Here is a 15,095-nt window from a genome sequence, read left to right as displayed (position 1 = left end):
CTGGGAATTTGCATGATGGTATCCAAAAAAACGTCTGCCGGATTACGTCTTACCCGGCTTTTGATGCCGTGACGTTGACAGGGAATGCTCGATGTCATTTTCGGGTAACGGGTTATTGCCCATGGCGGCATCGACTTCAAACGGAAAGGTGCCACAAGGATTTCGCGGGCTGTTACCACAGGTCCGGAATTTCAATAGTCCGTAAATAGGGTCTGCTCCAAGTATCGCGGTAAAGAAAAAATACAGTGAGATAAAGGGTAGGTAATATACCCAGTCCGCTACTTCCTGGTCTGGTGACAACCATTCTGGCTGACCTGTTATAACCAGTATGGTGAGTGACGTAGCCAGAATGGCAGTGCCAAAAATAAATCGTAGCAGACGATCGAGCCACCCCAGATTCTGCGAGATCCAGCGATTTTTCGTGTCGGTGCTTCCATTCATGACGTTCTCCTTTATTTCCACAGGTTGTGTTTCTCTTGACGACCCTCAAGGGATAGATGACACAGTGTGTATTTTCAATGACATTGGGAATATTTTATGCAGGCAATGAAGATAAGGCTTAATTGTACGGTGAAGATGCTTTTTTCGGGGCGCTTGAGTTAACGTTATTATTCAGGTTGATCATTTGACTCAATTATGACGGTGACGTCATTGATAAACATCAATGACCTAAGCCGTCACAGAATAATCGTCAATGCGTTGCCCTCCTCCTCTGCAAATTATACAAATTCTGCAGCAATTGAAATTTGTCAATGACACGCACACCCTACGACCTACTATGACGCTTTCAAGCGTTACAAATATGCCACTCATGGCCGCGCATTTAGCAATAAAACACTACTAACGCAGCACTTGCATAGCACCAAACGCATCACTAAACGCATCACTAACGGAGAACAGCATCATGGCGACATTGAAGGTTATCGAAGTGTTATCACAATCCACCAAAAGCTGGGAAGACGCGACACAGAAGGCGGTTGATAAGGCCGCTGAATCCCTGCATAACATCAAATCCGTTTACATCAAGGAGATGGAGGCCAAGGTGGAAAACAATAAGATCGTGGAATATCGCATCAACGGCAAAATCACCTTTGAGCTGGAATAGACATCCTGCGCGTCACACAACGCCCGTGAAAGGGATGTGATACCACAAGGCAACTCACAAGATCCCATGACCGAACAGCAACCGGAGACCGAACAAGACCCCACTCCCCCATCGTCGCCGGAGCAGCGTCAGGCGGCGCTGGAGGAATGTGAAAAGTCGCTGGAACTGAGTCGGCAGGAAGCCGCGGAGCGTTGGGAGGCGTTATTACGTGTCCGTGCGGAACTGGACAATGAGCGCAAACGCGCGGCCCGGGAGATCGAAAAGGCGCACAAGTTTTCACTGATGCAGCTGCTCACGGCACTGCTGCCGGTGAAGGACAGTCTGGAGCTGGGGCTGGCGGCCTTCGAGGCATCACCGGACAAGACGGATACCAGCGCCCTTCAGTATGGCATGCAACTCACCCTTACCACGCTCGCTACCGTGCTGAACGATTTCGGCGTGGAAGCCATTGACCCCCAGGGCCAGATCTTCAATCCCGAGTATCACGAGGTGATGTATGTGGAGCCGGTGGCGGACGTGCCGCCCAACACCGTGATCGAGGTGCAGCAGAAAGGCTATCTGCTCAATGGCCGCATCGTGCGACCGGCCCGGGTGACCATTGCCAGCGCGCCGCAGACATCCGAAATTTGACTATGCTTTCTACAGGCAGATCCCTATATGCCTGTGTCGATGGGCGCACATGTGGGGCACGGATTCCAGCACGCTGGTATTTCGACAGGACATAACACGAGGCAAGGACTATGGGTAAAATCATCGGCATCGATCTGGGCACCACCAATTCCTGTGTCGCCGTCATGGAGGGCAACACCCCCAAGGTGATCGAAAACAATGAGGGAGGTCGCACCACGCCATCGATTGTGGCCTTTACGGCCGATGGTGAGGTTTTGGTGGGCCAGACCGCCAAACGCCAGGCGGTGACCAATCCCGAAAACACCCTGTTCGCCATCAAACGCCTGATCGGCAGACGCTTTGATGATCCCGAGGTGCAAAAGGATATCGGCATGGTCTCCTATAAAATTGTCCGGGCGGACAATGGCGACGCCTGGGTGGAGGCCGGCGGCAAGAAGATGGCGCCGCAGGAAATCGCCGCCAAGGTGCTGCAGAAGATGAAACAGACCGCCGAGGATTATCTCGGCGAAAAGGTCACCGAGGCGGTGATCACCGTGCCCGCCTATTTCAACGATTCGCAGCGGCAGGCCACCAAGGACGCCGGCCAGATCGCGGGGCTGGAGGTCAAACGCATCATCAATGAGCCCACCGCCTCGGCCCTGGCCTATGGCATGGACAAGAAACGCGGTGAACAGAAGCTGGCGGTGTTTGATCTGGGCGGCGGCACCTTCGACATCTCCATCATCGAGATCGCCGATGTGGACGGCGAGCATCAATTCGAGGTGCATTCCACCAACGGCGACACTTTTCTCGGCGGTGAGGATATCGACAAGCGGCTGATCGATTATCTGATCAACGAATTCAAAAAGGATCAGGGGATCGACCTGCGCGGTGACCCGTTGGCCATCCAACGACTCAAGGAGGCCGCGGAGAAGGCCAAGATCGAACTCTCCACCGCCCAGCAGACCGACGTCAACCTGCCCTACATCACGGCGGACAAGGCCGGCCCCAAACACCTGAACATCCGGCTGACGCGGGCCAAGCTCGAATCGCTGGTGGAGGACATCATCGATCGCACCATCGCGCCCTGCAAGATGGCGCTCAAGGACGCCAAACTGTCGACCTCGGACATCGACGAGGTAATCCTGGTGGGCGGCCAGACCCGCATGCCCATGGTGCAGCAAAAGGTGAAGGCGTTTTTCGGCAAGGAGCCGCGCAAGGACGTCAATCCCGACGAGGCCGTGGCCATCGGCGCCGCCATCCAGGCCGCCGTGCTGTCCGGCGAGGTGAAGGATGTGCTGCTGCTGGACGTCACTCCCCTGTCGCTGGGCATCGAGACCCTGGGCGGGGTGATGACCAAGCTGATCGAAAAAAACACCACCATTCCCACCAAGGCCAGCGAGGTCTTCTCCACCGCCGATGACAACCAGTCGGCGGTGACCGTGCATGTGCTACAGGGCGAGCGTGAACGGGCGGTCGATAACAAGTCCCTCGGCCAGTTCAATCTGGAGGGGATTCCACCGGCGCCTCGTGGTGTACCGCAGGTCGAGGTGACCTTCGATATCGACGCCAACGGCATCCTGCATGTGACCGCGAAGGACAAGGCCACAGGCAAGGAAAACAGGATCGTCATCAAGGCCTCCAGCGGCCTGTCCGATGCCGACGTGCAACGCATGGTCAGCGAGGCCGCGGCCCACGCAGAGGAAGACCGGCGCTTCCACGAACTGGTGCAGGCCCGCAACCAGGCCGATGCCCTCATCCATGCCACGCGCAAGTCCATGAAGGAACTCGGCGACAAGGTCGAAAGCGGTGAAAAGTCGGATATCGAAGCCGCGATTACGGAGCTGGAGGCCGCCATCAAGGGCGATGACAAGTACCAGATCGACACCAAGTCCACGGCGCTGAGCGAGGCCTCGGCCAGGATGGCGCAACGCATCTATGCTCAGGCCGGGGGTGGCGGTCAGTCCGGCGGACAGTCTGGCGGTGGTGGTCAGGCCGGTGGCGGCGGCGCACGCACCGGCGCCGATGAGGATGTGGTCGATGCGGAGTTTGAAGATGTCTCCGGTGAGCACAAATAATTATTTGTAGAACAATTATTAGTAGAACAATGTAATACGCAACGGCCAAATGCCAGGCATACGTTGATGGCAACTATCTATAGTTAATGCTCTCTGGCCACCCAGCGGCTTCAGGCAATGGATGCACGCCTTTCATTACCTGCCATGGTAGGGATTAACGCATGAGAATGGATAAGCTCACTACCCGTCTGCAGATGGCCCTGGCCGATGCGCAGAGCCTGGCCGTGGGCCGCGACCACCAGTATGTGGAGCCGTTGCATCTCATGCTGGCGCTGCTCGATCAGGACGGCGGCAGCATCCGTCCCCTGCTGCAAAAGGCCGACGTCAATGTCAGCCAGTTGCGCACCGAACTCGGCAAGGCACTGGATCGCCTGCCGCAGGTCGAAGGCACTGCGGGCGAGGTCATCATCTCCAATGATCTGGGCCGTCTACTGAATGTGATGGACAAGCTCGCCCAGCAGCGCGGCGACGCCTATATCTCCAGTGAACTGTTTGTGCTCGCCGTGGTTCTCGATCACGGTGAACTGGCTCGCATCCTGCGCGAGACCGGCGCGGACCGGGAGGTGCTGACCCGGGCCATCGACGAGGCGCGCGGTGGCGAACAGGTACAAGACCCCGAGGCCGAAGAGCAGCGCGGCGCATTGCAACGCTACACCATCGACCTCACCGAGCGCGCCGAGAGCGGCAAACTGGATCCCGTGATCGGCCGTGACGACGAGATCCGGCGCATCATCCAGGTACTGCAACGGCGCACCAAAAACAATCCAGCCCTGATCGGCGAGCCCGGTGTAGGCAAGACGGCGGTGGTGGAAGGGCTGGCCCAGCGCATGGTCAACAACGAGGTACCCATCGGCCTGCGCGGCAAGCGCCTGCTGGCCCTGGACCTGGGCGCGATGGTGGCCGGCGCCAAATATCGCGGCGAATTCGAGGAACGGCTCAAGGGCGTGCTCAAGGATCTGGGTAAACTGCAGGGCCAGGTGGTGTTGTTCATCGACGAGCTGCACACCCTGGTGGGCGCCGGTCGGGCCGAGGGGGCCATCGATGCCGGCAACATGCTCAAGCCTGCCCTGGCGCGCGGCGAGCTGCACTGCATCGGCGCCACCACCCTCAACGAGTACCGTGAGAGCATCGAGAAAGACGGTGCGCTGGAGCGGCGTTTCCAGACCGTGCTGATCGACGAGCCCAGCGTGGAGGACACCATCGCCATCCTGCGCGGACTGAAGGAAAAATACGAACTGCACCACGCCGTGGAGATCACTGACCCCGCCATCTGCGCGGCGGTCACCCTTTCGCAACGCTACATCACCGACCGCAATCTGCCGGACAAGGCCATCGACCTGATGGACGAGGCCGCCAGTCGCATCCGTGTGGAGATCGACTCGGAGCCCGAGGTCATGGATCGCCTTGACCGGCGCCTGATCCAGCTCAAGATCGAGCGCGAGGCCCTGGGCAAAGAGAGCGACGAGGCGTCGAAGAAACGCCTCGCCATTCTGGACACGGAGATCAGCGCACTGGAAAAGGAGTACGCCGATCTGAAGGCGATCTGGGACGGGGAGAAGGCCAGGCTACAGGATGCCCAGCAGGTGAAAGAGGCCCTCGACCGGGCGCGCACCGAGCTGGAGGCGGCCCGTCGCGCCGGCGATCTGACCCGCATGGCGGAGCTGCAATACGGCCGTATCCCGGAACTCGAATCACGCCTGACAGCCGGCAGTGAGTCCGCAGAGGCCCGGCCCCAGCTATTGCGCAACAAGGTCGGTGAAGAAGAGATCGCCGAGGTGGTGTCGCGCTGGACGGGCATCCCCGTGGCCAGGATGCTGGAGAGCGAGCGCGATAGGCTGGTGAAAATGGAAGACGCCCTGCACCGCCGCGTGGTCGGTCAGGAAGAGGCAGTGCGCGTGGTGGCCGATGCCATTATCCGCTCCCGCGCGGGGCTGGCGGACCCGCGCCGCCCGGCCGGTTCCTTCTTGTTCCTCGGCCCCACCGGGGTGGGCAAGACCGAGCTCTCCCGTGCCCTGGCCGAATTTCTGTTCGACAGCGAAGACGCCATGGTGCGCATCGACATGTCCGAGTTCATGGAAAAACACTCCGTTGCCCGCCTCATCGGCGCCCCACCCGGCTACATCGGATATGAGGAAGGCGGCTATCTCACCGAGGCGGTGCGCCGCCGCCCCTATGCGGTGATCCTGCTGGACGAGGTGGAAAAGGCCCACGCCGAGGTGTTCAACATTCTGCTGCAGGTGCTCGACGACGGCCGACTCACCGACGGCCACGGCCGCACCGTCAACTTCCGCAGCAGCGTCATCGTCATGACCTCCAACATGGGCTCGGAACTGATCCGCGAGATGGCAGGTGAGGAACACTATACCCGGATGAAACAGGCGGTGATGGAGATCGTCGGCCGCTTTTTTCGTCCCGAGTTTATCAACCGCATCGACGAGGTGGTGGTATTCCATCCCCTCAACCGTGAACAGATCCGAGCCATCGCCCAACTGCAATTGCAGTATCTGCGCGAACGCCTGCACCAGCGCGAGATGCAGATCGAACTCACCCCCGCCGCCCTGGATCTGCTGGCAGAGTCGGGCTTTGACCCGGTGTATGGCGCACGCCCTCTCAAGCGGGCCATCCAGCAACAGGTGGAGACTCCGCTGGCGCGCGAAATGGTGGCCGGCAGGTTTGGCCCCGGCGATGCGGTGCGGGTGGATGCGCGCGGTGAGCGCATTGTGTTCCTGCACGATGCTGCCGATACCACGGTGCAAGCGCAGGCCGCAACCAATGCCTGAACTGACGCATTGTACCGAGCAGGACCGTTTGCAGGGCGAACGAATAGCTAACAGTAAATAGAGCTAATGGAATACAAGGACTATTACCGGGTATTGGGCGTACAGCGTGATGCGTCACAGGACGAGATCAAGCGCGCCTACCGCAAGCTGGCGCGCAAATATCATCCCGACGTCAGCAAAGAGACCGATGCCGAACAGAAGTTCAAGGAACTGGGCGAGGCCTACGAGGTGCTCAAGGATCCGCAAAAACGCCAGGCCTACGATCAACTGGGACAGAACTGGCGGCACGGACAGGAATTCCGCCCGCCGCCGGACTGGGGTGCGGGTTTCCAATACACGGGGGGCGAATTCACCACGGCGGACGCCGGCCGGTTCAGCGATTTTTTCGAATCCCTGTTCGGCCACTTCGGCACCGGAAGCCGTACCGCACACACCGAATTTCGGGCCCGCGGCGAGGACCTGCACGCCCGTCTGCGCATAAGTCTGGATGACGCCTATCACGGCAGCACGCGCACCGTTTCCCTGAACATCCCGCAGTACGATGAACAGGGACGACCGCACCAGCAGACACGCACACTGAAAATACGCATACCGAAAGGCATCGCCCGCGGCCAGAGCATACGTCTGGCTGGCAAAGGCGGTGCCGGCTTCGGCAAGGGCGCTCCACCCGGCGATCTATTTCTGGATATCGAGTTTGACCCGCACCCCCTGTTTCAGGTGGAAGGCCGTGATATTTTTATCAATCTCCCCATCTCTCCGTGGGAGGCCGCGCTGGGTGCCCAGGTCAGCGTGCCCACGCTCGGTGGCGCCGTGGACATGAAGATCCCACCGGGCTCGCAGTCGGGTCGTAAGCTGCGCCTCAAGGGTCGCGGCCTGCCCGGAAAACCCGCCGGTGACCAGTTCGTAATCCTGCGCATCGAGACACCACCCGCGGAATCGGAAGCGGCCAGACAGGCCTATCGCGAATTTGCCAAGGCCGTGCCCTTCAACCCCAGAACCAGGCTGGCAGTATGAGCAACGAAACAGAAATCCATATCGGCGTGGTACTGGACGACTCCATTGAATTTTCGCTCAACGAGATTTCACGCACCTGTCATGTCGGTATTGAAGTCGTCATTGAACTGGTGGAGGTCGGCATCATCGAACCGCGCGGGCGCGAGCCTGCCGAGTGGCATTTTCCCGGCTCTGCCATCGGGCGCATCGAGCGCGCACTGAACCTGCAACGTGATCTGGAAATCAATCTACCCGGTGTGGCGTTGGTGCTGGAATTGTTGGACGAAATCGATCACCTTAAAGATCGCCTGTGGATCATGGAGAAGGACTGGTAGTCATGGCCGCAGCCTTATTTATATATGTTTTTCAATATGTCACTAATCCTAGACTAACATGAAACTGATGATTCCCGCCGAATGAGAAAATCATTGTATTCGCATAAAAGCAACGATCCGGCACTGAATCCCGGGCCCAGCCTTGAAGCCAAGGTCTGCTTTCTGGGAACGCCCGATAGTTATCCGCAACATGTCACCAACGTAGACATACAGGAAACCCATATGTCCTGGGTATTTTTGACTGACGACCTGGTGTACAAGATGAAAAAACCGGTTCGCTACCGCTTTCTGGACTTCAGTACCCTTGCTGCCCGGCATCAGGATTGTCTACAGGAAATACGCCTCAATCGCCGCCTGGCTCCCAATGTCTATCTGGGGGTAGTACCGCTGACGCAGGATGAGCATCAGCAGTTAGTACTGGAAGGTAACGGCACGCCAGTGGAGTGGCTGGTGAAGATGCTAAGGCTGCCCGCGGAGCGCATGCTCGATCGTCTGATCCAGCGACAGGCAGTGAGCGAGTCGGATGTCCGTTCCCTTAGCGCCAGACTGGCCGATTTTTATCAGCGCGCCCCGGCAGAGCCGATGACCCCCGAAGAATACCGCCGGCAATTCCTGCGGGACATTCGAACCAACCATGAAGAATTGCTGGATCACGATTATAGTTTGTCTGCTGAACGATTGAAACGCATCACCGAGGCACAGCTCGCGTTGATCAATGGACAGCCCAAGCTGTTTGATCAGCGAATAGAAGAAAAGCACATTATCGAGGCCCATGGAGATTTACGGCCGGAACATATCTGTCTTACGGATGAGCCGGTGTTTATTGACTGTCTGGAGTTCAATCGCAAGCTGCGCATCCTCGACCCGGCGCACGAACTCGCTTATCTGGACATGGAGTGTGAGTTTGCCGGTGCGGCCTTCATCGGACCCCACCTATTCAAGACCTATCGGCAGAAGACCGGCGACCGGCCGGCAGATACTCTGCTCAACTTTTACAAGGCGTATCGCGCAATCTTGAGGGCCAAGCTTTCCATCTGGCACATCAAGGACCACGATGCCGATCAGCATTCCAAATGGATCAAACGGACAATGGCCTATCTGCGACTGGCGGAAAAATACAGCGCATTCCTTTAGCGCGTAGCGTATGCATGAGCTAACCGCCAGTGCCTGCCGGTAGTCGGTTGTATAAATCAACGGCAGATCCCCGGCCTATGCGGAATTGTCCCCTGTCGCCAGCAACTCGACGATCGAACCGTTCTCGTGAAGGCACCGAATCGCTTCAGCAAAAAGTGGTGCCACGTTCAGGATCACCAGTTTGGCTTTTGTGCTTTCCGAGTGCAGGCGAAAGGCCGGTACGGTGTTGGTCACCACCAGCTCATCCAGCGCGGGATCGGCCAGAGCCTCATCGGCAGTGGAAACAAACAGGCCATGCGTGGCGGCGGCAGATATATGTCGTGCACCCGCCTCACTACAGGCCTTGACCGTGCGGGCGATGGTCCCGCCACTGCTGATGAGGTCATCGAGAATAATCACGGCCTTGCCACTTACATGGCCGATCAGAGTCTCGCCGGAGACCACCCCCGCACTACGCTGTTTTTCCATGAAACCACTACCGACCGCCCTGCCTAGCCTAACCTGCAACGCCTGTCGAAATAATTCAGCCCGTTTGACACCGCCGATATCGGGTGAAATAACCATCAGCTCATTACTGTCCTGATGTGTCGAAAAATAGTCCACGAACAGTTTTTTGGCCTCAAGGTGTTCATTGTGAATACGAAATGCATTTTGATAGGCTGCCAGATTATGCACATCCAGGGTCATGACCCGGTCGACGCCCACCGCCTCGAGAAGGGTGGCAAGATAACGGCTGGTCACCGGATCGCGGGATTTGGTTTTCCGCTCCTTACGTGAGTAACAAAGGTAGGGGATAACCGCGGTGACACGCCCGGCCGAGGCATCCCGGATGGAACCGAGAAACCACAACAACCGTATCAACTTGTCATTGACGCCTTGCTGTTCGTCACTGTGCAAGGACTGAATGACGAAAACGTCCTTGCCGCGCACATTTTCCAGTATGCGCGACTTATGCTCACCGTCCACAAAGTCACGTTCCTCATGTTCGCCCAGACTGATACCCAACGCCACCGCCACACCCTGGGCAAAGTCCCGACTGGTATTTAGCGTAAAAAGACCTAAGTCCATTTTCTGAGTCCATGCATCCCGGTTGCTCAATCAATATCACGACGGCCTGTTATAGCCCAACAAGGAGTTACGAACCATGCGCACAAACAAGGTGTTGCTGAAACCAGTCACGGCTCAGCCGGGCAATCTCATCGAGTTTTCCCGGCTCCTCAAACAGATGCGTTGCGCCAGGGACTATCTCCAGCTGGGGAGCAACCTTCATCTGCAGGCTTGCCTCCCGGTTCATATCGATGACCGGGTGATCCAGTCCTCCTACAATCAACAAGGTGGGTGCTTTGACATTCGGCAGCGCCTCCCCTGCCAGATCCGGTCGTCCTCCCCGGGAGACCACGGCGGCCACTGGCCCGGGCCGTTGCGCCGCGGCAATCAGCGCGGCCGCCGCGCCGGTGCTGGCGCCAAATAGTCCGATGCGTAAGGTACGGGTATGCGATTGTTTACCCAGCCAGTCCACCACCCCCACCAGGCGTCGGCTCAATAGTTCGGTATCAAAACGCAATTCGCGGGTGTAAGTGTCGGCCTCATGTTCATCAGCGGTCAGCAGATCAAACAGCAAGGTCGCCAGTCCGCCCTCATTCAGGTATTGGGCCACCGCGCGGTTGCGCGGGCTGAAGCGGCTACTGCCACTACCATGAGCGAACACCACGATGCCACAGGCACCTTCAGGAATGGCAAGGTTTCCGTCCAGCACCACATCACCGGCCTGAACCTTTACCTCACCGCTATATCCCCTGTCACTCATTTCGCCTCCTGATGATTGCTGGCTTTTCCCATAAGCATTCTGATCACAGTTCCGATATAGCGAGACCATCCAGTTGTTCGGGAAGTGCCGGCGTCCGAAACCAGATAAAGGTACTCTGTGCATCTCCGCCATCCACAGTATCTATGCGCATACCTTGATGCCCTCTGTTCGTCGTCAGCCTGAACAGGCGTACGATGCCTTTCAGTCGATGTTCAAAAATCGCTGTCTGTGTTTCAGGTTTGGCGCTGATGATGCATGTGCCCGGCATCGGACCGATAGCGATTTCGTTGAAGTGCAGGTCATCGGCAATGACTCGCCAGTGCGCCGCGAGTGCTTCAGGTGTTTTTTGCAGTTCGGTAGTAGCCATCATCGCCAACGTCACCAGCCAGCCGCGATGTGCCAGACTGAATTCGTCACAAAATGATGTCCATTCTCTTACGGCTATCTCGAGCTGTTCCATGACACCTTCTCTTTATGAATTTGGCGACATCCTTACTCAGCATTCAGCACGAAAAAGACAACATTAATCCGGAGTCGGCTCAAGGGTAGACCGGGCTTTTTTACCGGCCCCCAACTCCCCAGGCCCTGGCCAATGTCTGTTTAACCTCATCATCCGAAACCTGGCCAAAATCCTCATACCATCGGCCAATGGCGATAAACGGTTCAGGCGTCGCCAGGCAGATCACCTCATCCGCTTCCATCTGTAATATTTCAAGCGTATCCATCGGCGCCACCGGCACAGCGACAATGATCTCCGTCGGATTCTGCTGCCGCAGTGCGGCGATAGCCGCGCGCATGGTCGCCCCTGTGGCAACACCATCATCAACCAGAATTATGCTTTTACCTTTGATATCAGGCCGTGGCCCATCACCCCGGTACGCCGTTTCCCGACGTTCCAGTTCGGACTGTTCCTCGGCGGTAATCCTCTCGACCATCTCCTTCGAAACATTTAACTGCGAGACGATATTCTCATTGAGCACGCGTATACCACCGCTGGCAATGGCGCCCATCGCCAGTTCCCGCTGTCCGGGTGAGCCGAGCTTTCGCACTAACATAAGATCCAGCTGGGAATGGAGTCTCCTGGCTATCTCGTAAGCTACCGGCACACCGCCGCGGGGCAGGGCCAGCACCACTACCGATGGTTTGTCCCGATAGGATAGCAGCGCTTTCGCCAGTGCCTGTCCAGCCATGATTCGGTCTTTTATCGGTAGCTCCATCATCTCGGTTTCTCTTCGCGATAAGCCGGTCCTTGTTCGCTATGAAATAAGTAACGCGGATTTTCCTGCTTTTAAGAACTGGCATTTTGCGGCGAAAAAACCAATAGATGTATTCTTAGCGTTGGCATGGATCAGCGAAATCATGCTGTTTACTGTCAGAAGTCTCATCAGGGTTGTGGCGCGTACCAATAAAGGCGGGCCAGTGTGCCGATCGCCAGTATCAGGATGGCGATGACTAACAGTAGCGTGTTCCATGTCTTGCGTGTCATGTGCGGCCTACTGGCGCCCGAATTCGGGTGGTCTCTCCTCCGGTATTTCCTGAGGCGGCACATGCCAGGGCACTTCCTCGGGTGGCCGGGAGGGTGTCTCGTCCGGTCTTTCCGGCGGAATACCGAGTGGTTCGGGTTCTGCCGGCACCTCTTCCGGCGGTTCATCGGGCACTTCCTGCGGTGATTGTGGTGGCGAATTTCCGGCTGTGTGCATAGTCTTTACCCTGTGAGGATGTCGGTAGCTTTGCGGTTTTTATCCCGATACCAGGCAGTACAAAAATGTTTTTTTGCGATGCCGGATCAATGCAAGCATGGTCTATGTTATGCCCGTCAGGCCTGTTGTCATTGCGATATTTCAATGTCATGTTCGTGCTGGGATATTTACCCTCGTTCTTGCCATGAAAAAGCCACCTTGAAAAAATCACCTTGAAAGAGAATCACATGCACCCGAACCGGTTAGAACGTCCCTGGAACAAACCGGTTGATGAAATACTGGCGCAGGCACAGGTGGATGCGGAACGCGGCCTGGACCGTGATGCGGTCGCAACCCGTCGCCGCCATTATGGCGCCAACCGCCTGCGTAAAGCAGTCAGTCGCCCTGCCTGGCACATCCTGCTGGATCAGCTGGAGAGTGTGGTGGTGATTCTGCTGCTCAGCGCGGCGCTGGCGGCGGCCGTCTTTGGACGCCTGATTGAGGCGCTGGCCATCGGCGCGGCGGTGGTGGTCAATACCTTGATCGGATTTGCCATGGAGTGGCGCGCCACCCGTGCGATGGAGGCACTGCAACGGCTGGGCAAGGTCACGGTACGGGTCCGGCGCGACGGCACCAGTAAGGAGATTGCGTCCGATGCGCTGGTGCCCGGCGATATCGTGTTGCTGGAGGCCGGTGACATGGTCGCCGCCGATCTCCGCCTGCTTGAGGCCAACGGTCTGCAATGCGATGAGGCCGCACTGACCGGTGAATCCGTCGCCACCGACAAAACCATGCAGACATTGTCCGGCGAGGACATCCCTCTCGGCGACCGCCGCAATATGGCCTACAAGGGCACGGCCGTGACCCAGGGTTCCGGCAGCGGTGTGGTGGTGGCGACGGGCATGGAGACCGAGCTGGGTCACATCTCCGACCTGGTGCAACAGGCCAGGCAGTCGGTCACCCCGCTGGAAAAGCGACTGGATGTGCTCGGCCGCCGCCTGGTCTGGCTCACCCTGGCCATCGCGGGGGTGGTGACCGGGGCCGGCTTGCTCGCCGGCAAGGAGTTGTTGGTGATGCTGGAAACCGGTATCGCCCTGGCCATCGCCGCGGTCCCCGAAGGACTGCCGGTGGTCGCCACCCTCGCGCTGGCCCAGGGCATGCGGCGGATGGCGCGACGCAATGCGGTGGTCAAGCGGCTGTCGGCGGTGGAGACACTGGGGGCGGCCAACCTGATCTTTACCGACAAGACCGGCACCCTGACGGAAAACCACATGACCCTCGCCCGCCTCGCGCTGGCGCGAGGCACGCTGCAACGCGCCAGCGATGATGACGGCGGTTTCAAACTGGGCGCTGACCGACTCGATCCCCGACAGACGCCGGAGCTACTGGCAGCACTGGAAGTAGGCACCCTATGCAACAACGCCAGTCTGGAAAAAGACGGCGCGGCGGGCGATCCCACCGAGGTCGCCTTTCTTGAGGCGGCGGCCCGGCACGACATGACCCGCCCTGCCTTGCTGGATACCTATCCCGAGGTGCGAGAGGTGAGTTTCGATCCGGCCACCAAGATGATGGCCACGTTTCACGAACACCAGGGCCGTTACCGGGTCGCGGTCAAGGGTGCGCCGGAGGCCGTTATCGATGTCTGTACCCGGCTGCTGACGGCCGACGGCGAACAGCCGCTCGATGAAGAAACACGCCAGGACTGGCATCAACGCAGTGATGAGCTGGCCTCCAAAGGACTACGCATGCTGGTGCTGGCGCAAAAGTATGTCGATGAGCAACAGGCTAAGCCCTATGAACATCTCACCCTGCTGGGTCTGGCCGGGCTGTATGATCCGCCACGGGCGGGCATCAAACAGACCATTGCGAGCTGTCAGGCAGCGGGTATACGGATAGTAATGGGCACCGGCGATCACGCCGCCACCGCGCAGGCCATCGCCGAGGAGATTGGCCTCACCGATGGGACGACACAACCGATCGAGGCCACGCAGATCAAGGCGCCGGACGCGCTCAGTGACGATGAACGCCATGCGCTGCTGGGGCACGCGGTATTCGCCCGCATCAACCCCGAACAGAAGCTCAACCTCATCAGCCTGTATCAGCAGGCGGGCTGGGTGGTGGGCATGACCGGCGATGGCGTCAACGATGCCCCGGCGTTAAAGAAGGCGGACATCGGTATCGCCATGGGCAAACGCGGCACCGAGGTGGCGCGCGAGGCGGCCGACATGGTGCTGAAGGATGACGCCTTCGCCACCATCCTGGTGGCCATTGAACACGGCCGCACCATCTTTCAGAATATTCGCCGCTTCATCATCTATCTGCTGTCGGGCAATCTGGGCGAGATCATGGCCATCTCGGCCGCAGCCCTGGTCGCCGCGCCCCTGCCCATGCTGCCGTTACAGATTCTCTATATCAATTTCGTCTCCGATGTCATGCCGGCCCTGGCCCTGGGACTGAGCCGCAGCGAAGCGGGCGTAATGCAGCGCCCACCGCGCGACGCCAGCGAGGCGCTCCTGCTGCGTAAGCGCTCAACAAACCCCATCTAAAAATCCATCCACCACACTGCTACCGTGCT

Annotated in this window: 15 protein-coding genes; 8 read left to right on the top strand and 7 right to left on the bottom strand. The window is 58.4% G+C overall.

Annotated elements, in window-relative coordinates; all coding sequences use genetic code 11:
• Positions 1-42: 42 nt before the first annotated feature.
• Positions 43-441: a DUF2892 domain-containing protein gene (locus RRB22_14390; GenBank protein MDT8385594.1), complete on the bottom strand. Its 399-nt coding sequence runs from the start codon at positions 439-441 to the stop codon at positions 43-45.
• Positions 442-904: 463 nt separating this feature from the next.
• On the opposite strand from RRB22_14390, the gene RRB22_14385 reads away from it, so the two are divergent.
• From RRB22_14385 to RRB22_14355, 7 genes are all read left to right on the top strand, one after another.
• A complete protein-coding gene (locus RRB22_14385; protein ID MDT8385593.1) occupies positions 905-1,105 on the top strand; it encodes a dodecin family protein in 201 nt (66 codons plus the stop codon).
• A 66-nt stretch (positions 1,106-1,171) separates the two neighbouring features.
• Positions 1,172-1,735, top strand: a complete 564-nt coding sequence (grpE, locus tag RRB22_14380; GenBank protein MDT8385592.1) for a nucleotide exchange factor GrpE — start codon at positions 1,172-1,174, stop codon at positions 1,733-1,735.
• A 110-nt stretch (positions 1,736-1,845) separates the two neighbouring features.
• The gene (gene dnaK, locus RRB22_14375) at positions 1,846-3,792 is read left to right on the top strand and encodes a molecular chaperone DnaK (protein ID MDT8385591.1); all 1,947 of its coding nucleotides are present in this window, start codon (positions 1,846-1,848) and stop codon (positions 3,790-3,792) included.
• A gap of 161 nt (positions 3,793-3,953) precedes the next feature.
• A complete protein-coding gene (gene clpB, locus RRB22_14370; GenBank protein ID MDT8385590.1) occupies positions 3,954-6,572 on the top strand; it encodes an ATP-dependent chaperone ClpB in 2,619 nt (872 codons plus the stop codon).
• Between the two features lie 66 nt (positions 6,573-6,638).
• Complete coding sequence (locus tag RRB22_14365) at positions 6,639-7,586, top strand: DnaJ C-terminal domain-containing protein (protein ID MDT8385589.1); 948 nt, start codon at positions 6,639-6,641, stop codon at positions 7,584-7,586.
• Entirely contained in the window at positions 7,583-7,900 is a 318-nt protein-coding gene (locus RRB22_14360) for a chaperone modulator CbpM (GenBank protein MDT8385588.1), read from the top strand. The genes RRB22_14365 and RRB22_14360 overlap by 4 nt, the downstream gene beginning before the upstream one ends.
• Before the next feature lie 222 nt (positions 7,901-8,122).
• The gene (locus RRB22_14355) at positions 8,123-9,034 is read left to right on the top strand and encodes a hypothetical protein (protein MDT8385587.1); all 912 of its coding nucleotides are present in this window, start codon (positions 8,123-8,125) and stop codon (positions 9,032-9,034) included.
• A 75-nt stretch (positions 9,035-9,109) separates the two neighbouring features.
• On the opposite strand, the gene RRB22_14350 is transcribed toward RRB22_14355, so the two are convergent.
• From RRB22_14350 to RRB22_14325, 6 genes are all read right to left on the bottom strand, one after another.
• A complete protein-coding gene (locus RRB22_14350) occupies positions 9,110-10,102 on the bottom strand; it encodes a ribose-phosphate pyrophosphokinase (protein MDT8385586.1) in 993 nt (330 codons plus the stop codon).
• 67 nt (positions 10,103-10,169) lie between these two features.
• On the bottom strand, positions 10,170-10,841 hold the full coding sequence (locus RRB22_14345) for a dienelactone hydrolase family protein (protein MDT8385585.1): 672 nt from the start codon (positions 10,839-10,841) through the stop codon (positions 10,170-10,172).
• A 43-nt stretch (positions 10,842-10,884) separates the two neighbouring features.
• Entirely contained in the window at positions 10,885-11,301 is a 417-nt protein-coding gene (locus RRB22_14340) for a hypothetical protein (GenBank protein ID MDT8385584.1), read from the bottom strand.
• A 100-nt stretch (positions 11,302-11,401) separates the two neighbouring features.
• Complete coding sequence (locus RRB22_14335; protein ID MDT8385583.1) at positions 11,402-12,031, bottom strand: phosphoribosyltransferase; 630 nt, start codon at positions 12,029-12,031, stop codon at positions 11,402-11,404.
• Positions 12,032-12,097: 66 nt separating this feature from the next.
• Positions 12,098-12,313 (bottom strand): hypothetical protein, encoded by a 216-nt coding sequence (locus RRB22_14330; protein ID MDT8385582.1) that lies wholly within the window; start codon positions 12,311-12,313, stop codon positions 12,098-12,100.
• Between the two features lie 21 nt (positions 12,314-12,334).
• Positions 12,335-12,541: a hypothetical protein gene (locus tag RRB22_14325; GenBank protein ID MDT8385581.1), complete on the bottom strand. Its 207-nt coding sequence runs from the start codon at positions 12,539-12,541 to the stop codon at positions 12,335-12,337.
• 227 nt (positions 12,542-12,768) lie between these two features.
• Here RRB22_14325 and RRB22_14320 point away from each other — a divergent pair, with 227 nt between their 5' ends.
• Complete coding sequence (locus tag RRB22_14320; protein MDT8385580.1) at positions 12,769-15,066, top strand: HAD-IC family P-type ATPase; 2,298 nt, start codon at positions 12,769-12,771, stop codon at positions 15,064-15,066.
• The last annotated feature ends 29 nt before the right edge of the window (positions 15,067-15,095 follow it).

It is taken from the genome of Gammaproteobacteria bacterium (assembly GCA_032250735.1).
GTDB lineage: Bacteria > Pseudomonadota > Gammaproteobacteria > SZUA-152 > SZUA-152 > SZUA-152.
The sequence above is the reverse complement of the archived record's forward strand: the minus strand, read 5'-3'. Positions and strand labels throughout refer to the sequence as shown.